Source organism: Leifsonia sp. Root1293 (genome assembly GCF_001425325.1).
Lineage (GTDB): Bacteria > Actinomycetota > Actinomycetes > Actinomycetales > Microbacteriaceae > Orlajensenia.
Map to the genome: position 1 here is coordinate 1,624,226 of NZ_LMEH01000001.1, position 18,734 is coordinate 1,642,959.

Annotated in this window: 17 protein-coding genes; 6 read left to right on the forward strand and 11 right to left on the reverse strand. The window is 67.7% G+C overall.

The features are described 5' to 3' along the window. The first annotated feature begins 92 nt into the window (after nucleotides 1-92). The gene (locus ASC59_RS07595; protein ID WP_055823014.1) at nucleotides 93-770 is read left to right on the forward strand and encodes a CoA transferase subunit A; all 678 of its coding nucleotides are present in this window, start codon (nucleotides 93-95) and stop codon (nucleotides 768-770) included. A gap of 1 nt (nucleotide 771) precedes the next feature. Further along, nucleotides 772-1,416, forward strand: coding sequence for a CoA transferase subunit B (locus ASC59_RS07600; protein ID WP_055820343.1), 645 nt, complete (start codon nucleotides 772-774; stop codon nucleotides 1,414-1,416). A gap of 139 nt (nucleotides 1,417-1,555) precedes the next feature. Here ASC59_RS07600 and ASC59_RS07605 read toward each other — a convergent pair whose 3' ends face one another. Then, nucleotides 1,556-2,728, reverse strand: coding sequence for an epoxide hydrolase family protein (locus ASC59_RS07605; protein ID WP_055820345.1), 1,173 nt, complete (start codon nucleotides 2,726-2,728; stop codon nucleotides 1,556-1,558). A gap of 59 nt (nucleotides 2,729-2,787) precedes the next feature. Between ASC59_RS07605 and ASC59_RS07610 the strand changes: the two genes are divergently transcribed. Next, the gene (locus tag ASC59_RS07610; protein WP_055820349.1) at nucleotides 2,788-3,537 is read left to right on the forward strand and encodes a hypothetical protein; all 750 of its coding nucleotides are present in this window, start codon (nucleotides 2,788-2,790) and stop codon (nucleotides 3,535-3,537) included. Between the two features lie 18 nt (nucleotides 3,538-3,555). On the opposite strand, the gene ASC59_RS07615 is transcribed toward ASC59_RS07610, so the two are convergent. The 8 genes from ASC59_RS07615 to ASC59_RS07650 all read right to left on the reverse strand — a co-directional run bounded on the left by ASC59_RS07615 (nucleotide 3,556) and on the right by ASC59_RS07650 (nucleotide 14,103). Beyond that, nucleotides 3,556-4,269 carry a nucleoside/nucleotide kinase family protein gene (locus ASC59_RS07615; RefSeq protein ID WP_082513469.1) on the reverse strand — a complete coding sequence of 238 codons (714 nt, stop codon included), beginning with the start codon at nucleotides 4,267-4,269 and terminating at the stop codon, nucleotides 3,556-3,558. A gap of 11 nt (nucleotides 4,270-4,280) precedes the next feature. Then, nucleotides 4,281-5,291, reverse strand: coding sequence for a diacylglycerol/lipid kinase family protein (locus ASC59_RS07620; protein WP_055820351.1), 1,011 nt, complete (start codon nucleotides 5,289-5,291; stop codon nucleotides 4,281-4,283). A 63-nt stretch (nucleotides 5,292-5,354) separates the two neighbouring features. After that, a complete protein-coding gene (locus ASC59_RS07625) occupies nucleotides 5,355-7,079 on the reverse strand; it encodes a long-chain-fatty-acid--CoA ligase (protein WP_082513470.1) in 1,725 nt (574 codons plus the stop codon). A gap of 45 nt (nucleotides 7,080-7,124) precedes the next feature. Then, nucleotides 7,125-8,165 carry a family 43 glycosylhydrolase gene (locus tag ASC59_RS07630; protein ID WP_055820354.1) on the reverse strand — a complete coding sequence of 347 codons (1,041 nt, stop codon included), beginning with the start codon at nucleotides 8,163-8,165 and terminating at the stop codon, nucleotides 7,125-7,127. Between the two features lie 74 nt (nucleotides 8,166-8,239). After that, on the reverse strand, nucleotides 8,240-10,882 hold the full coding sequence (locus ASC59_RS07635) for an alpha-L-rhamnosidase (RefSeq protein ID WP_055820357.1): 2,643 nt from the start codon (nucleotides 10,880-10,882) through the stop codon (nucleotides 8,240-8,242). A 5-nt stretch (nucleotides 10,883-10,887) separates the two neighbouring features. Continuing rightward, nucleotides 10,888-11,799 (reverse strand): carbohydrate ABC transporter permease, encoded by a 912-nt coding sequence (locus tag ASC59_RS07640; protein WP_055820361.1) that lies wholly within the window; start codon nucleotides 11,797-11,799, stop codon nucleotides 10,888-10,890. A 5-nt stretch (nucleotides 11,800-11,804) separates the two neighbouring features. Next, entirely contained in the window at nucleotides 11,805-12,689 is an 885-nt protein-coding gene (locus ASC59_RS07645; RefSeq protein WP_055820364.1) for a carbohydrate ABC transporter permease, read from the reverse strand. 97 nt (nucleotides 12,690-12,786) lie between these two features. Beyond that, the gene (locus tag ASC59_RS07650; RefSeq protein ID WP_235492616.1) at nucleotides 12,787-14,103 is read right to left on the reverse strand and encodes an ABC transporter substrate-binding protein; all 1,317 of its coding nucleotides are present in this window, start codon (nucleotides 14,101-14,103) and stop codon (nucleotides 12,787-12,789) included. A 206-nt stretch (nucleotides 14,104-14,309) separates the two neighbouring features. Here ASC59_RS07650 and ASC59_RS07655 point away from each other — a divergent pair, with 206 nt between their 5' ends. From ASC59_RS07655 to ASC59_RS07665, 3 genes are all read left to right on the forward strand, one after another. Continuing rightward, complete coding sequence (locus tag ASC59_RS07655) at nucleotides 14,310-15,320, forward strand: LacI family DNA-binding transcriptional regulator (RefSeq protein WP_235492617.1); 1,011 nt, start codon at nucleotides 14,310-14,312, stop codon at nucleotides 15,318-15,320. A 203-nt stretch (nucleotides 15,321-15,523) separates the two neighbouring features. After that, entirely contained in the window at nucleotides 15,524-16,132 is a 609-nt protein-coding gene (locus ASC59_RS07660) for a hypothetical protein (RefSeq protein ID WP_055820372.1), read from the forward strand. Then, nucleotides 16,129-16,908: a PspA/IM30 family protein gene (locus tag ASC59_RS07665; RefSeq protein ID WP_055820375.1), complete on the forward strand. Its 780-nt coding sequence runs from the start codon at nucleotides 16,129-16,131 to the stop codon at nucleotides 16,906-16,908. Before ASC59_RS07660 ends, ASC59_RS07665 begins: the two co-directional genes overlap by 4 nt. Before the next feature lie 18 nt (nucleotides 16,909-16,926). Here ASC59_RS07665 and sufU read toward each other — a convergent pair whose 3' ends face one another. Both sufU and ASC59_RS07675 read right to left on the reverse strand, forming a co-directional pair. Next, a complete protein-coding gene (gene sufU / locus ASC59_RS07670; protein ID WP_055820377.1) occupies nucleotides 16,927-17,364 on the reverse strand; it encodes a Fe-S cluster assembly sulfur transfer protein SufU in 438 nt (145 codons plus the stop codon). Continuing rightward, a complete protein-coding gene (locus ASC59_RS07675) occupies nucleotides 17,361-18,671 on the reverse strand; it encodes a cysteine desulfurase (protein WP_055820380.1) in 1,311 nt (436 codons plus the stop codon). The genes sufU and ASC59_RS07675 overlap by 4 nt, the downstream gene beginning before the upstream one ends. Nucleotides 18,672-18,734: the final 63 nt, after the last annotated feature.

Below are 18,734 nucleotides of genomic sequence, written 5' to 3' on the forward strand. Positions count from 1 at the left end.
GTCTCCGCGGCGCCACTCGATGGAGAGGGAGCAACGTGACGAAACTGGCCACGGACACCAGGGCGCTGATCAGCGGCCTGGTCGCGGACGGGATGACCATCGCCGTCGGAGGATTCGGCCTCAGCGGGGTTCCGTTCGACCTCATCGACGCCCTGCGCGATTCGGAGGCGAAGGACCTCGTGATCGTGTCGAACAACATGGGCGTCGACGGCAAGGGCCTGGGCGTGCTGCTCGAGAACAACCAGGTGGCCAAGGTCATCGGGTCCTACGTCGGCGAGAACAGGCTGTTCGCCAGCCAGTACCTCGACGGTCGCCTCGATGTCGAGTTCGTGCCGCAGGGCACGCTGGCCGAACGGCTGCGCGCCGGCGGCGCCGGCATCCCGGCCTTCTACACGAAGACGGGTGTCGGCACCCAGGTCGCCGAGGGCAAGCCGCTCGCCGACTTCGACGGCGAGACCTACCTCATGGAGCGGGCCATCACGGCCGACATCGCCCTCGTGCGCGCCCATCTCTCCGACACGGAGGGCAACCTCGTCTACCGCTACACAGCACGCAACTTCAACCCCGCCGTCGCCACAGCCGGGCGCGTCACGGTCGCCGAGGCCGAACGCATCGTCGAGGTCGGCGAGATCGACCCGAACGTCATCGTGACTCCGGGCATCTTCGTGCAGCACCTCGTACAGGCGAGCGACCGCGAGAAGCCGATCGAGCAGCGCACGGTGCGCCCGGCACCATCCACCGACGCCGCAACCACCGAGGGGGGCAACTGACATGCCATGGACACGCGACCAGATGGCGGCCATCGCCGCCGGTGAGCTGAACGACGGCGACTACGTGAACCTCGGCATCGGCATCCCGACCCTCGTGGCGAACAACGTGCCCGACGGCCTCTCCATCACGCTGCAGAGCGAGAACGGTCTGCTCGGCATGGGTCCGTTCCCCTTCGAGGGCGAGGAGGACGCCGACCTCATCAACGCCGGCAAGCAGACCGTCACCGTGCTTCGCGGCAGCAGCATCTTCGACTCGGCCGAATCGTTCGCCATGATCCGTGGCGGCCACGTCGATGTCGCCTTCCTCGGCGCGATGCAGGTGTCCGGCAGCGGGGACCTGGCGAACTGGTCGATCCCGGGCAAGCTGGTCAAGGGCATGGGCGGAGCGATGGACCTCGTGGCCGGCACCAGGCGCGTCGTCGTACTGACGGAGCACGTCGCGAAGGACGGCGCCCCCAAGATCGTCGCGGAGTGCACGCTGCCGCTCACCGGGCTCAGGGTCGTGCAGCGCATCATCACCGACCTGGCCGATTTCGATGTGACCGCCGACGGCCTGGTGCTCACGCACCTGGCCCCGGATGTCACCATCGAGCAGGTGCGCGAGTCGACCGGGGCCCCGTTCAGCGTCGAGCTCGTCTCCGACTGACACGAGCCACTCCCTGCCCTCGGCGGCTCATCGCCCCCCATCCGAGCGTTTACAGGATGAGAGCGAGGATGGCCCTTCAACAGACCCCAACGGGGTGCTCATCCTGTAGGCGTGCCCGCACGTAGGCCGGACGCACCAGTCAGAGCCGAGCTCGGAACGGCCTGAAGAAGTCGCGCAGCTCCTGCGCGTAGAGCTCGGGCTCCTCGAAGGCGGCGAAGTGTCCGCCGCGAGCGGGTTCGGTTGCGCTCACCAGATTGGTCGAACGCTCCAGCCAGTCCCGAGGCGCCCGCACGATGTCAGCCGGGAAGATCGAGAAGCCCGACGGCACCTCCACGCGCCGGGCCAGCTGCTCCGGGGGCAACTTCGAATTCGCGTTGTACATCCTCATCGACGAGCCGATAGTTCCCGTCAGCCAGTAGATCGTGACGTTCGTGAGGATCTCGTCCTTGGTGAAGCTCCGCTCGACATCGCCGCCGCAGTCGCTCCAGGCCCTCATCTTCTCGACGATCCAGGCGGCCAGACCCACCGGAGAGTCGGTGAGGCCGAAGGCGGCGGTCTGCGGCTTGGTGCGGTGCATCGCGCCGTAGGCGCCCTCCGTCGCATTCCAGTGCGCCGCGTCAGCCACCAGTGCGCGCTCGTCGGCTGAGAGCTCGGACAGGTCGACGCCCGGTGCCGGGATGCCGGCATCCGTTCGATGCACGGCGACGATTCTGTCGGGATGATCGAGGGCGAGGTACCGGCTCACATGGCTGCCGATGTCGCCTCCTGCCGCGCCGAACCGATCGTGGCCGATGACGGTCATCAGTTCGGCCCAGAGCCCGGCGACGGCCCGAGAATCGAGGGGTGTCGACGGATGCTCCGAGTAGCCGAATCCGGGCATGTCGGGAACGATCACCTCGAAGGCATCGGCGGGGTCTGCGCCGTGCGCACCGGGGTCGGTGAGCAGCGGGATGACCTTCGAGAACCGCCAGAACGAATCCGGCCAGCCGTGCGTGAGCACGAGCGGGAACGGTCCGCCCGATGCCGCCGATCGGTCATCCGCAGCCGGAGCGTGCACCAGGTGGATGCCCAGTCCGCCCACCTGCGCGCTGAACCGCGGCAACCTGTCGAGAGCCTCCTCCTGCGCTGCCCAGTCGAACTCATCGATCCAGTAGGCGACGAGTTCCTGCAGGTACTCGAGATCGGTGCCGAGGCTCCAGCCCGCGTCTTCAGGCGCATCGGGCCAGCGCGTCTTCAGAAGCCGTTCCCGCAGATCGTCGAGGGCGCCCGGCTCGGCGTGCTGGCTGAACGGCTGGAGAGCGGCATCCGACATGCCTCTCAGCCTAGGGACGGAGCGCGCGGATCGGGCGGTCGCACGGCAGGATGGTGTCGATGGACGACGTGAACCGGCCGGAGCCGCATCCGGCGCAGCCCTCGGAGCAGCACCCGGCACCTCCCCTCGAGCCGGAAGGGGCTCCTGGCCGAGCCCGCCGGCTCGCCGCCGGAATGGAGAACCGCCACCCCGCGTGGTTCGTGGAGCACGCCCTGGCTGCCGGCTGGATCTGGGCGGGTTTCTGGGTGGCACTGCTGTTCGTCGCCGATCACTTCGACCTGCACGCCGTGATCTGGGTCGTGCTCGTGGTGATCGCCGTGCTTCCGAGCTTCGCCGCGACCATCGTGGTGCTGAGCCAGACCCCCCGCTCCCACCTCGAACGCCCGGAGTCCGTGCTCGCGCACTTCTTCGGCCGCTTCGCCGGGTACACCTTCGCCTTCGTGGCGTGGACGATCTCGGTCGTGCTGAGTGCGACGATCGCCGCCCAGCTGCAGAGCGCCGGCAAGGACAGTGAGACCGCGACCCTCGGCATCGGCGCCGGCTGGCTGCTGGCCGCCGTTCCCGTCGTGGTGCTCTTCCTCTGGCTGGTGCTGACCTTCCGCTACGCCTGGTACCTCTCGCGACTGCGCGGCTGGCGGGCGCACCCGAGGCGCACGCGCCTGCCGAAGGGTTTCCTCGAGGGAATGCCGCGCACGCACGCCGTCGTCGTCGGACTCGCGCACCCGGCACTGCTGGCCGTCACGGGCAGCCTCGCCGTTCTGCTCGCCAGCGCCCTCTGGGTCGACGACGTCACCATCCACCTCATCTAGAACGAGCGCGCACACCGGTCACAGGACCTCGCCGGTCACCCCGGACACGACGAGGTCGGCCCGCTCCACCGACTGCTCGATGAGCACGGCGTTGGCGCCGTCGACCTCGCGCGCCCAGGCCGTGGCGGCCTCCGGCGTTCGCCCGTGGCGGGTGTGCCGGTCGATCAGCCGGCGCTCGCGCTCGGCGACGGGAGTCGAGCAGAACCAGGCGGCGTCGAGCATCTCCCGCACGCCCGACCAGGGTGCGGCATCCGAGAGCAGGTAGTTGCCCTCGATGACGACGATCGTCGCGGAGTCCTCGACGGCGATCTCACCCGCGACCCCCTCGTCGACCGTGCGCCTGAAGCTCGGGGCGTAGACGGTATGGCCGTGCTCCGTGCGGAGGCGGTCGAGGAGCGCGACGAAGCCCCAGCCGTCGAAGGTCTCGATGGCTCCCTTGCGGTCGTGGATGCCGAGCCTGTCGAGCGTGGAGTTCGCGAGGTGGAAGCCGTCCATCGGCAGGTGCACGGCAGGTCCGGCCGCGGCTGCGCCCCCGTTGATCCGGTTCACGACGGCCCTCGCCAGCGTGGTCTTCCCACTCCCGGGGCTACCCGTGATGCCGATGAGCACCCGTCGACCGGCTGCATCCGACAGCGAACGGATGCGGGCGACGAGGGCATCGACGGCCTCGGCCGACAGAACTGGTCGCTCTTCGCGCTCGGGGCGCTCCCCGCGTTCCGTACCGTCCACCATGTTGCCCCGGCTCAGGCCTCGGGCGGCATCCGCACGATCAGGCTGGACGGGTCGACCCAGGTCTTGAACGAGCGCGCCTCGCCGAAGGAGTCGCCGTCGAGCTGGATCTGCTCGGCCCGGCTCAGCGAGACGACGAGCTCCTTGCCCTTGAGGTAGTTCAGGGCCCGCACCTCCTTGGTGAGGCCCATGAGCCGGCGACCCGCCGTGGTGCGGCGCAGCACGCCGTTCTCCCAGAAGATCTTGGTCATGATCTGGATCCAGCCGAAGAAGCCCTCGGGACGGAGCACCACGATGTCGAACTCTCCGTCGTCGACGGCGGCATCCGGAAGCAGCAGGATGTTGGCGGGAAGCGAACCGCAGTTGCCGACCATGATCGTGTGCGCCCGCAGGGTCTTGTTGCCCTTGCCGTCGAGGTTGTAGCGCAGGCGCAACTGGTTCTTGTCGCGGAGCGCGAGGCCGATCGCCTTGACGTAGGCCAGCCAACCGGCCTTCGCCTTGAGATCGTCGTCGGTGTTCGCGAGCATCTTCGCGTCGAGGCCGAGTCCGGCCATCACCAGGTAGGAGTGCCGACGCGTCTTGCCGTCGTCGCCGCGGATGTCGATCACGGCCATGTCGATCGGCCGGTCCTTGCCGGTGAGGGCCGTGCGCAGCGAGTTCTCGGCGTCGTCGAGGGTGAGGTCGAGGTTGCGGGCCAGAAGGTTGCCGGTGCCCGAAGGCAGCAGGGCGAGCGGCACCCCCTGTCCTCGGAGTGCTTCGGCCACGACGCGCACGGTTCCGTCGCCACCCGCGGCGATCACGACGTCGGCCCCGACCTTCAGCGCCTCAGCGGTCTGCCCGGCGCCCGGGTCCTCCTCGGTGGTCTCGAGCCAGAGCGTCTCCGCCCAGCCCGTCTCGGCTTCGAGCGCCTGCAGTGCGGGGCGCAGGGCATCGGCGTCGAGCTTGACCGGGTTGTAGATCAGCACAGCCCGACGGGTCGAGGTGGAATCCGAGCTGGTGTCGGGCGGAACGGCTACATCGGTCATCCGATCACCGTACGGGATCGGCGCCCCACCCGCAGGGGGGTTGCCGACGGTGTGCGCGACGCCCTACTCCGTGCGGCCGGCGATGAGCGACTCGCGCACCTTCTTGCGCAGCACCTTGCCGATGAGCGAGGTGGGCAGGGCATCGAGCTGGACGACCTTCTTCGGCACCTTGTAGGCGGTCAGACGCGTACGGCAGTAGTCGCGCAGCGCACCCCCGTCGAAGCTGGTGCCGCCGCGCATGACCACAGCCGCCGTCACGTCCTCCCCGCCGGAGGAGCGCGGCAGTCCGACCACCGCAGCCGCCACCACATCGGGGTGGCTCAGGAGGACCTCCTCGACCTCCGACGGGCTCACGTTGAAGCCGCCGGTGATGATGATCTCCTTCACCCTGTCGATCACGGTCACGAAGCCGTCAGCGGAGACGGTCACGATGTCTCCGGTTCGCATCCATCCGCCCTCGAGCAGCGCCGTCCTGGTGTCCTCCGGTCGTCGCCAGTAACCCTGGAAGACCTGCGGCCCGCGCAGGAGCAGCTCGCCGGCCTCCCCGGCCGCGCGGTCCTCGTCGGGAGCATCCGGATCCACGACGCGGATGTCGGTGCTCGGGAAGGGCACGCCGACGGTGCCGGGTCGACGCGAAGGACCGATCGGGTTGCCGACGGCCACGGGCGACGTCTCGGTCATCCCGTAGCCCTCGACGAGGAGTCCTCCTGTCGCCTCCTCCCACCGCGTCACCGTGGAGACGGGGAGGCTCATCGCCCCTGAGATGGCGAATCGGATGCTGGACAGGTCGACGCCCTTGCGACTCGTCGCCCGCGAGAGGGCGTCGTAGATCGGCGGCACCGCCGGAAGGAAGGTCGGCGGCGACTTCTTCATCGCACCGAGCACCAGATCGAGGTCGAACTTCGGGAACAGCACCAGCTTGGCGCCGATGCTCATCGCGAAGGTCAGGCAGAGCGTCATGCCGTAGGCGTGGAAGAGCGGCAGCACGCCGTAGAACGTCTCGTCGCCCTCGGCGAGTCCGGGAACCCAGGCCCGGCCCTGTGCAGCATTGGCACGCAGGTTGCGATGCGACAGGATGGCGCCCTTCGGGTTTCCGGTGGTGCCGCTGGTGTACTGCAGGAGGGCCGTGTCGTCGATGGACGGACCGACGACGCGCTTCGACAGCCGGTGTCCTCCGACCAGGCGATCCCAGGTGAACACCCTGCGGGCCTTCGGAGTGCTGGTCATCGCCGCCCGCGATTCGCGCGCCTTGCGGATCGGCAGGGAGAGAGCGAGCCGCTTGGCGAAGGGGAGCGCATCCGTCATGTCGACCGACACGATGTGAGCGAGCTTCACGTCGCTCGGCATGTCGGCCACGAGGTCGTAGACCTTGTCCCAGACGATCGCGACGCTCGCCCCGTGATCCTCGAACTGGTGCCTCAGCTCGCGTGCCGTGTAGAGCGGGTTGTGCTCGATGACGATGGCACCGAGGCGAAGCGCCGCATAGAACGCCACCACGTGCTGCGGGCAGTTCGGCAGCACGAGCGCGACTCTGTCACCCGGGCCGACGCCGAGCCTGCGCAACCCTTCCGCGGCACGGGAGACCTGCTCCCCCAGCTCGCGGTAGGTGGTCTGGGCACCGAAGAACTCCAGGGCGACCTTGGGCCCGAACCGCGAGACGGAGGCGTCGAGCATGTCGACCAGGGTCTCGGTCGGCTCGTCGATGTCGGCCGGCACGCCATCGGCGTAGGAGGCCAGCCACGGCCGGTCACGGAAGAGCAGGGACGGATCGTTCTGGTCCTGGAGCACACCTCAACCCTAGGTCGCCGGGTATGCCGTGCGGGTGATGGGCCTTCAGTCGTAGTCCTCGATCCGCCACTCGTCGTGCCAGTCGATGATCACGTCGTCGCCGTCGAAGCGGAGGGGCAACCAGACATAGTCGGCGATCGAGGTGTCGGGGTCGGGAAGCGGAACAGCGCCCCACTCGCTGTGGTCGTGGTCCGGGCTGAACACCCGCTCGAACAGCGCCGGGATGTCGGGGAGATCGGCGGGCGGGTCCACGACCCAGCGATCGCCCAGCGCGATGTAGAGGTCGCGCTTCTCCGGGTGCTTGAAGATGGACGACAGCTGCGAGCGGTACGAGGTGTGGGAGTCGTCAGCTGGATGCGGGTCCCCGATGACGGTCCAGGGGCCGTGATGGCTGTCCGCGACCGCTGACTCCGACTGGTTGGGGAAGTAGCCCGTTGTTCCCGACGTGATCAGGTAGTGCCTGCGGTTGCGTCTGAAGTACGCGGGAGCTTCACGCACGAACGGGGGCTGCGGATGCGGGAAGTGCGTCGAGTAGTACCCGGTGACATCGGTGTAGTCGTCAGTCAGGTCGGCGCAGATCATCTCGCTGTGCACGCGCTCGAAGTAGTAGTAGGCCTTCCCGTCGGACGGGTCGACGACGAGATCGAAATCTCCCGCGTTCATGCCGAGCGGCCGCAGTCCACTCCGAACGAGCTCGTAGGGTCCGAGGATGTCGTCCGCGGTGAAGACGCTCGACATCTGCTCGCCGTTGCGCTGCATCACCTTCACCCAGCACACGTACTTGCCGGTGCGGGTGTTGTGGATGATGTGCGGGCGGTCGGCGAACTGAGCCGGGTGCATCGGATACTGCGGATCATCGACGACGGGCGGGATGATCAGGCCGCGATCCTCCCAGTTGTAGAGATCAGTCGAGGCGTAGCACCGCACTCCCCAGTGCCAGATGCCGTTGCCGGGAGCCGTCCTCTCCTTGTTCTCGCCGTACCAGTAGAAGACGCCATCGACGAAGAGGATCGATCCTCCATGCGCCTGGATGCGCTCCCCCGCGGTGTCGAACCACGGCTGGCCGGGTCGAATGGACTGCTGCATGGTTGTTCCCTGTCTGGTGCTCGTGCTGGTCGTGGTCGGTGAATCGTGGGGCTGGTGCGTGTGCTGCGTGATGCCTACCACCGACGGAAGGGCGGCTTGGGGGCATCCTGCGACGCCGGACGGAACGTCGAGGTGAACGAGTGCCGACCGGCCCCGACCCTGTGCTCTCCTCCATCACCCGGAAGCACGACGGTGGCCGTGGTGTCCGCCGGCACCTCGACATCGAGCCTGAACGTCTCCCCGTCGCGTCGCCAGGCCGAGGAGGCGAGCCCGAGTGGCGTGCGGTGGCTCGCTGAGGCGTGCGTGAGCCCGCCGCCGGGCTGAGGCGCGATGCGCAGCGATGCGAAGCCGGGCTCGGCGGAGTCGAGGCCGGCGACGACACGGTGCAGGAAGTCCGCGACTGCACCGAGGGCGTAGTGGTTGAACGAGGTCATGTCGCCGGGGTTCACCGTTCCGTCGGGCAGCATGCTGTCCCAGCGCTCCCAGATCGTCGTCGCCCCCATCGAGACCGGGTAGAGCCACGATGGCAGTTCCTCCTGCAGGAGCAGGTGGTAGGCGGCGTCGATGCCTCCGGCGCGCACGAGGGCGTCGCAGATGATCGGGGTCCCGACGAAGCCGGTGCTGATGTGGAAGTCGCCGGCAGCGACGAGGTGCAGCAGCCGTTCCCCGGCGTGCTCGGCCTGGTCCTCTGTCGCGAAGAGCTCGAACACCAGCGCCACGGCGATCGCCGTGACGGTGTCGCTCACGACCCGCCCGCTCGGCGCCACGTACTCGCGCTGGAAGGCCGCTGTCGCCCGCTCTGCGACGGCGCTGTAGTGGGCCACATCCATCGTCCTGCCGAGGATGGCCGCAGTCTGGGCGAGAATCCGCGCCGTCCGCACGTGGTAGGCCGTCGCGACCAGGTACTTGTCGGTCTGCGAGGCACCCGGGCTGTCCGGGGGTGCGGCCGGGTCGAGCCAGTCGCCCAGCTGGAAGCCCGTGTTCCACAGGCCCGTGTGGCCGGTGAGGTCGTCGACGAGATCGACCCACGCCCGCATGCTGTCGTACTGGTCGATGAGCACCCGGGTGTCGCCGTCGTGCCGATACATCTCCCACGGAACGATGACGGCGGCGTCCCCCCAGGCCGCGGTGGGGTGGTTCGGGAAGCCGCACTCGATCCACGGGACGAAGTTGGGCACATGCCCCTGGTCCGCCTGCTCGTGGGCGACGTCCCGAAGCCAGCCGCTGAGGGTGCCGTGCGCACCGAAGAGGCGCAGGGCCGTCGGCGTGAACACCTGGATGTCGCCGGTCCAGCCGAGCCGCTCGTCGCGCTGCGGGCAGTCGGTCGGCAGATCGACGAAGTTGTCGCGCATGCTCCACACGACGTTCTCGTGCAGGCGGTCGAGCCCCGGATGCGAGCTCTCGAACCACCCGGTGCGCTCCATGTCGGTGTGCACGACCAACGCCTCCACGTCGACGGTGTCGATGCCGCCCGGCCAGTTCTCGAGCTCCGCGTAGCGGAAGCCGTGCAGGGTGAAGCGAGGGGTCCACTCCTCCAGGCCGGCGCCGGCGAAGGTGTAGCTGTCGACCGAGATGGCGGAGCGCAGGGGCCGCACGCCGAGCGAGCCGTTCTCGATCACCTCGGCGTGGTGCAGGGTCACGGTGTGGCCGGCGTCTGCCGACGCCCGGATGCGCAGCTTCCCGGCGATGTTCTGGCCGAAGTCGAGACGGATGCGAGAGCCGGCGACCGCCTCGATGCTGATCGGCCGCAGCACCTCGGTCACCCGGATGGGCGGGCCGGTCGGCGCCTCGATCGCGGCACCGAAATCGGCGAGGGCGAGCACGACAGGTGGGTGCCATTTCCGGGCATCGAAACCGGCGTCGCTCCAGCCGGACGGGAGCAGCCTGGCGTCGTAGGACTCGCCCTCGTAGAGGCCAGCGCTGGTGATGGGGGCATCGCTCCACCGCCACGCGTGGGTGAGGGGGACGTCGAGACGGGATCCGTCCGTCAGCGTGATCTCGAGCTGCAGCAGCACGGACACGTCGCTTCCGTACACGTCCCAGAGACCGCCCTCGAAGCCGATGCGACCCCGGTACCAGCCATCGGCCAGCCAGACCCCGATGGCGTTCCTGCCTCCGCGGATGGCGCTGGTCACGTCGAAGGTCTGCGACCGGAGCCTGTGGCTGTAGCTGGTCCACCCGGGTGAGAGCAGCTCGTCCGAGACCGGCGCCCCGTTGAGCTCCAGCTCATAGACGCCGTGGGCCGTCGAGTAGATGCGGGCCCGGCGGACGCGGGCAGGGTCCACGCCGTCCCACTCCGCGCGCAACAGGTATCCGCCGCGGAGTTCGCCCTGCGGTTCGGCCGGAGACGGGGAGACGAACGGAACGCTCCAGTCCGTGCGCTCGAGGAGGCCGGCCTCGATATGGTGGGTCGCGCTCCAGGCCGAGTCGACCCCGTCGCCCACTGCTCGGAGCCGGAGCGTCACGGCCTCGCGCGAGGTGAGCGGAGCGAACGGCCAGTCGATGAGGCGACGACCTCCTCCGTGCTCGAGATGCAGTTCGACGGTGCCGTCCTCGCGCGTGAGTTCGAAAGCGACCGAGCCGACAGGGCTCAGCGAGTCCGTGGACCAGGAGATGCGTGGACGACTCTCGCCGATGCCGATGGCCGAGCCGCCGCGGCGGTTCTCGAGCCAGACGTCGTCGATGGTGGTGATGCGGGGGTGATCGGTGATCGTCATCCGTCTTATCCCTTGACCGATCCGGCCGTGAGGCCCTTCATGACTTGTTGATTGAGGAACAGGTAGATGAGCAGGGTGCCGAACACGCTGACGGCGATCGCCGCGAACGTGGGACCGTACTGCACCGCGCCGTACTGGCCGGTGAAGTTCAGCAGCCCGACCTGGATCGTGCGGAGTGCGTCGCTGTTGGTGAAGGTCAGCGCGATCAGGAGGTCGTTCCAGAAGAAGAAGAACTGCACGAGCCCGACGGTGAAGACGGCGTTCTTGACCAGTGGCAGCCCGACCGCCCAGAAGGACCGGATGATGCTCGCTCCGTCGAGCGTGGATGCCTCGAAGATCTCGCGCGGCACCGACCGGAAGAAGGTCGCCATCATGAACACGGTCAGCGGGAGGCCGGTGGCGATGTAGGTGAGGATCATCGGCCAGTAGGTGCCGGTCAGACCCGTGCGGAAGTAGATGGTGAAGAGCGGCAGCAGGATCATCTGCGTCGGCACCATGATGCCGGCGAGGAACAGGAGCAGGACGGTCCCGCGACCTTTCCACACCATCACCTCGAGGGCGAACCCGGCTGCCACGCCCACGATGAGCACGACGGCGAGCGATGGGAACACCACGATGACGCTGTTCAGGATGTACTTCCCGAAGCCGTTCTCGAACACCGAGACGTAGTTGTCGAGCGACCAGTTCTGCGGAAGCGCCCAGAACGGCTCGTTGAGGAACTCGTTCTGCGTCTTGAACGACCCGAGGAACATCCAGACCATCGGATAGATCATGATGAAGAGCAGGATCCCGAGCAGGATGCGCACGGGGAGCCTGGCGAGGAATCGACGCGGCGATGCCGGCCGGTTGCGGGGAACAGCCGTCCTGGAGATGCCCTGCGGGTTGACGCTGGCGAGGGCCGTGGTCGGAGTGGACATCGGTGTCAGTCCTTCGTGAGGTCGCGGCGCGTTGACCGGAAGATGAAGACGGTGAACAGCAGGCAGAGGATCGTCAGCATGAGCGCGATGGTGCTGCCGTAGCCGTACTGGCCGTAGGTGAACGAGGTCTGGAACATGTAGAGCGTCAGGGGCGTCGTGGCGTTGCCCGGACCGCCGTTCGTGAGCGCGACGACACTGTCGAAGACCTTGAGGGTCCCGTTGATGCTGAAGATCACCGAGGAGAGCAGCACGGGCAGCGAGAGCGGCAGCACGATGGTGCGGACCAGCTTCCAGCCGCCCGCGCCGTCGAGACGGGCCGATTCGAGCATCTCCTCCGGGATGTCGAGCACGCCGGCGTAGAGCAGCACCCCGTAGAAGCCCATGGACTGCCAGAGACCCATCAGGATCAGCACCCAGAACGAGGCATCAGGGGTGCCGAACCAGTCGACGGACGGGATCCCGAAGAGGTTGAGGAGCGAGTTGACCGGGCCGACCGTCGGGGCCGATTCGAACAGCCTCGTGAAGAGCAGTGCGATGGCGACTGTCGGCAGGACGATCGGGAAGAAGATGATCGTGCGCACGGTCGATGAGGCCCGCTTCAGGTAGAAGACGTAGAGCAGCGACAGACCGTAGCCCGCCGCCACCTGCAGCACCGTCATGATGAAGGCGAACCGGATGGTGAACCAGAGCGCGCTCCAGGCGGCTGGATCGTTGAAGAACTTGACGAAGTTCCCGAATCCGTTGAAGGTGAACCCGATGATCGGGTTGCCATCCATCACGGTGTAGCCGAGCGACCAGATGATCGGCACCAACATGATGATGGAGTAGACCAGCAGCGCCGGCCCCAGGAGGATCAGGACGGCGCGCTTGTCGCCGAGGACTCTTTCCATGGTTCTGTTTCAATCTGTCGGCCGCGCGAAGCAGCGAAATGAGAACGGGGGCGCGCCACCTGCGCGTCGCGCCCCCGCATCCGCGTGACGGAAGGGCTCAGCCCTCGTCGTTCGCGGCCTGCACCAGCTTCATGAAGTCGGCACCGCTGACGGCACCGCTCGCGAGTCCGCCGCCGTTGGTCTGGCTCACACTCGTGGCCTTCGGGTTGAACAGCGCCTCGAACCACAGGATGCTCGACGGGGCGTCCTTGATGGTCTGCTGCACGATCTGGGTCGTCTCGGGCAGGTCTGTCGGCGGGTTGTCGAGAGTGAAGCCCGACACGACGCCGCTGTCGGTCATGACGGTGTCGCCGTAGTTGGAGACGATGCACTTGAGCCATGCTGCCTGGCTGTCGCCGAAGCCCTTCTTCGCGAACATGACGGGAACGCCGACGTTGGCCGGGACCTGATCGATCGAGCCCTTTCCGCCGTCGACGGCCGGGAACGGGGCGAAGCCGATGTTGTCGGCCCCGATCTGGTTCTGCGTCGCGTCGTTGAAGTTCGCCAGCGCCCAGCTTCCCATGTAGAAGAAGGCGGAGCCGCCCGTGAGGAACTGGTTCATGGCGGCGTTGTAGTCGATGGATCCGACGGCGTCGCCGAAGTAGCCGGCCTCGCCCAGGGCGGCGACGGCGTCGGCGGCCTTGACGTATTCGTCGTCGGTCAGCTTGGCCTTGCCGTCTGCGACGTCCTTGAGCGCGTCGGGACCGAGGTCGCGCGCGATGTAGTTGCCGACGAGGCGGGTGATCGGCCAGCCGTCTTTACCGTCGGCGGAGAACGGCTGGACTCCAGCGGCCTTCAGCGTCTTCGCGGCATCCACCAGGTCGTCCCAGGTCGCCGGCGCCTCGATGCCGTTGTCGGCGAGGATCTGCTTGTTGTACCAGAAGCCCTCGATGTTGAACTCGGTGGGCAGCGAGTACAGGTCATCCTCTCCGTAGAGAGCCTTGATCGTCGATTCAGCGGCCGGGAGGATCTTGTCGGAGACGCCCAGCGTGTCGAGCTCCTTCGACAGATCGACGACCTGTCCGGCGTCGATGAACTGCTTCATCAGTGATGGCGTTCCTGCCGCCATCGACATGTTCGAGAGGGCGTCCTGCCCGGCCAGCAGCTGGAGCTTCTGGTCGAACTGGGCGCCGGCCGACTTGTCGGGGGTGAGCGGGGCGGCCTTCTCCTCTGCCGCGCACTGATCCTTCGACAGCGTGGTGAGGGTGTCGATGATGGTGGTGTTCTCGGTCTGGCCGAGGTAGGTGAATGTGCCACTGTCGGCACTTCCTCCCCCGCTGGCCGGTCCGCACGCGGTGAGCAGCAGCGCTCCCGCTCCAACGACGGCCACGAGGGGCGCGAGACGCCGCATTCGTGATTTCGGTGCTGTGGTCACAATTCCTCCTTGAAGTGCGAAGCCTCACAAATTGAAGCGTTTCATTCGGAAAATATACGCGCTTTCTGGCATCTGTCAACCCGAATGCGATATGTTTTGGAGCGCTTCATTCTGCAAGCATGAGCGGAACCGCGAAACGAATCGCACAGCAAGGGGAACATCCAGTGGCACAGGCGCGACGGGACATGGGCAAGGCGGCCCCGAGCATGTCCGACGTCGCGCGTCACGCCGGAGTCGCCCTCGGCACGGTGTCGAACACCATGAACAATCCCGAGAAGGTGAGCGAGGCGACCCGACGCAAGGTCCAGGCGGCGATCGCCGAGCTCGGCTTCATCCGCAATGATGCGGCTCGCTCCTTGGCAACCGGAACCAGCAACACGATCGGAATCGTGCTGGCCGACCTCAGCAACTCCTTCTTCGTCGACATCGCCCGAGGCGCCGATGCGACTGCCCGACAGCACGGCATGAACCTGCTCATCGCGAACTCCGACGTCGATCTGGCGAAGCAGTCCATGAACATCAGCCTCTTCGAGGAGTCGCGGGTCGCCGGCGTGCTGCTCGCGCCGCTCGACACCGCCTACGTCCGGGGCAGTGCGTCGCTGCTGCGAAGCACTCCCCTCGTGCTCGTGAACTTCGCGGCCGACTCCGGTCACTACGCCGGTGTCGTCGCCGACGAGGTGCATGGCGGCTACGAGGCCGCCGAGCATCTCATCGGGCTCGGTCGCACCCGCCTGGCGTTCCTCGGTGGACCCCTGCTGCTCACAGCCGTCGCGCAGCGCCTCGAGGGTGCACGCGCCGCTGTCGCCGCGAATCCCGGCGTGACGCTGGAGCACATCGAGACCCGCGGCCTCAACATCCCGCACGGCCGGCACGCCGGCCAGGACATCCTCGCTCGGGGTGCCGGCACCTTCGACGGCCTGGTGGCGGCATCCGATCTCCTCGCGGTCGGTGCCATCCAGGTGCTCGACGGAAAGCCCGGCTTCGATGTGCCGACCGACCTCGCCGTCGTCGGCTACGACAACAACCACTTCGCCTCCGAGAGCGCCATCCCGGTCTCGACCATCAGCCAGCACGGCGAGGAGATGGGCCGGGTCGCTGCCCAGTTGCTCATGAACGAGATCCAGGGCGGGCCGACGACGGCGAAGCAGACCGTGGTCATCAAGCCCGATCTCGTGCCCCGACGGAGTTCGCTCGGAGACGCCTGGCGGCGCGACTAGAACACTCACGGGGTCCGCCGGATCTGAGTATCCGGCGAGAGTGCTTGGCCATCCGGGGCTCTCGGCGTAGATTGCGTTATATCGCGTTTGCGCTTCGGGTACCTGAGGCACGCGCCGATGACCGAGGGGGCATCCATGGACTCGAATCGCACGACTGCTGCGAAGCGCATGACGGCCGGGCCGGCGCGCTGATGGAAGTCTTGATGTCGGTGCTGCTCTCGCTCGCGCTCATCGTCACAGCATCGGTCACCACGATCGTTCTCGTCGTGCGGGCGGTCTTCCGCCGCATCCGACGCAGCCGGACCATCAACGGCGCCGTGCTGAAGGGTCGCGCCAGCCTCACCTGGGGCCCTCAGCGCAAGGTGCTCGCACTGCAACTGCAACTCAACGACGCACTCGAGAGCGGACGGGCGGCCATCGATCTCGCCGTACGCACCAACGGGCGTCGCGGGGAGTTGCCGCGCATCTTCCGCCGCATCGAGGCCGAGGGTGTCGCCCTCCAGGCGCAATTGCGACTCATGGAGACAGAGACGGATGCCGCCGCCCTGGCCGACGAGCTTCCGGCTGCAGGGCTTCGGGTCGAGCAGGTCTCCGAGATGATCCGCCGACTGCGCGCATCCGTCGCCGCCGGACTCGGCGACCCGACGGGCAGCTCGCTCGCGTCCCTCCGTGCGGAGGTCGACCGCGAGGTCGCGGCCCTGCACGCCGGAGTCGAGGAGCTCCGGCTTCTGAACGCAGACGACGGCCGGTACCCCGCGCCTCTTCGCACAACCCCCACCGTTCGCCTCCAGACCAAGGGAGCCCAGTCATGAGCGCCGACAGCAACAGCAACACCGCCCGGATGCGCACCATCTTCCGCACGAAGACGTCCAAGGCGCTCGACCGCATGGAGGATCCGCGCGACGCCCTCGACGACAGCTACGAGCAGCAGGTCAAGCTGCTGCACCAGGTACGGCAGGCCGTTGCGGAGGTCGCCACGGCGAAGAAGCGCATCGAACTGCAGGGCGAGGAGATGGGCACGCGCTACCAGCGGCTCGGCGACCAGGCCCGTGAGGCCATGGAGCACGGTCGCGAGGACCTCGCCCGAGCGGCACTGGAACGGCGCGCGGCCCTCGAGGGGCAGGTGTCGAAGCTCCAGGAGCAGCACAGCTCGCTGCAGAAGCAGACCTCGCAGCTGCAGGAACGAGAGCGTCGCCTGGCGGAGCAGATCGCCGCCTTCCGCATCGAGAAGGAGACGATGAAGGCCACCTACAGCGCCTCCGCCGCCCAGGTGCGCGCGAATGAGGCCGTGGCCGGCATCGGCGCGAACATGAACGACGTCGGCGTCAGCCTCGACCGTGCCCGCGATCGCGTCGCCCAGATGCAGGCGCGCGCCCAGGCCACCGACGAGCTCCTGTCGAGCGGCGCCCTGAAAGACCTCACGGCCGCTCCGGATGCCGACATCGAGCGCCAGCTGGCCGAACTCGCGTCGCGCTCCGACATCGAGCGCCAGCTCAAGGCGATGAAGGGCGACGGAGCCGAAGGCATCCGTGACTCGAAGGACACCGGGTCGGACGGCTGGCTGAGCATCGGGCAGGCTCCGCAGTAGGGCGGTCGCCGAGCCTCATCACCGCAGTCTCGTCAGCGCGTCCTCAGCGGCGACCCAGCCGAGCATCGCGCACTTCACACGTGCGATGAATTTTGAGGCACCGCTCAGAACCGCGGCGTCGCCGAGCAGCTCCTCGTCGGGCTCGACGGTGCCCCGCGAGCGCATCATGGTGCGGAAGGAGTCGATGCGCGGTTGCAGCTGGGACACCGGAAGCCCGGCAAAGAGCTGGGCGAGCAACGATGCCGACGACTGCGAGATGGCGCATCCGTGCCCCTCCCAGGTGACCGAGGTGAGGGTGCCGTCGTCGGCGACGTTCAGCTGCAGCGTGATCTCGTCGCCGCACGTGGGATTGAGTTGGTGCGATTCGGCCGACGGATGCTCCACGAGGCCGTAGCCGTGGGGACGCTTGGCGTGATCGAGGATGAGCTCCTGGTACAGGCCGGCGAGATCGCTCATCGTGAGCCTCCGAAGAATGCGATGCCGTCGGCGACTCCCGCGAGGAAGGCGTCGACGTCGTCTCGGGTGGAATACAGGTAGCTGCTCGCCCGGGTCGACGAGGTGACGCCGAGGCGTCGATGCAGGGGCTGAGCGCAGTGGTGGCCGACGCGCACGGCGATGCCGCGGCTGTCGAGGAACTGGCCCAGGTCGTGCGAGTGGATGCCGGGGACGTCGATGCTGGCCAAGCCCACCCGTTCGGCGCCGCCGACGGGACCGAGGATCCGCACGCCGTCGATGACGGCGAGGCCGTCGGTCAGCCGCCGCCCGAGCACGGTCTCGTGTGCCGCGATGCGGTCCATGCCGATCGCCTCGAGATAACGTACCGCCGCTGCGAGTGCGATGGCTTGGGAGACGCGCTGCGTTCCGGCCTCGAAACGCAGCGGCGCCGGCAGGTACTCGGCCTTCTCCATCGTCACCGTCGTGATCATCGAACCACCGGTGAGGAAGGGAGGAAGGGCGTCGAGCAGTTCGCGCCGTCCGTAGAGCACGCCGATGCCGGTCGGAGCCAGCATCTTGTGCCCGGAGAACACGGCGAAGTCCACGTCGAGGGCGTGCAGATCGAGCGCCAGGTGGGGTGCGGACTGGCAGGCGTCGAGCACGACGATGGCGCCTACGGCGTGAGCGCGTGCGACGAGCAGATCGACGGGGCTCACGGTGCCGAGCACGTTCGACACATGGGTGAATGCCACCACCCTCGTGCGCTCGCCGATCAGATCGTCGAGCTCGTCGAGCCGCAGGGACCCGTCGTCATCGACCGGGATGAAACGCAGGGTCGCACCCGTGCGGGCCGCCAGCTCCTGCCACGGGATGAGGTTGGCATGGTGCTCGAGTTCGGTCACCAGGATCTCGTCGCCGGCTCCGATCCGGAAACGCTCGGCGGCTGCTCCCCCGCGTCCGAGGCTCGCGTTCGAGATGGCGTACGCCACCAGGTTGATGCCCTCTGTCGCGTTCGACGTCCAGACGATCTCCTCGGCGGACGCCCCGACGAAGCCGGCCACGATCTCGCGGGCCTCCTCGAAATCCTCTGTGGCGAGGGCGGCGAGGGTGTGGGCACCACGGTGCACGGCGGAGTTGCGATTCTCGTAGTAGTCGCGTTCGGCATCCAGGACCACTCGTGGCTTCTGAGAGGTCGCCCCGGAATCGAGGTACACGAGCGGGTGCCCGTTCACCGATTGCGCGAGCACGGGGAAGTCTCCGCGCAAAGCAGCGACCTCGTCGGTGCTGAGGGGGGCTGGTGAGGTCGTGCTGGTGACGCTGATCGACATGGGGTGGCTGGGCGCTTCCTGTTGGGGTGCCCCTCAAGCCTAAGACGCCCGGCCGCCCCACCG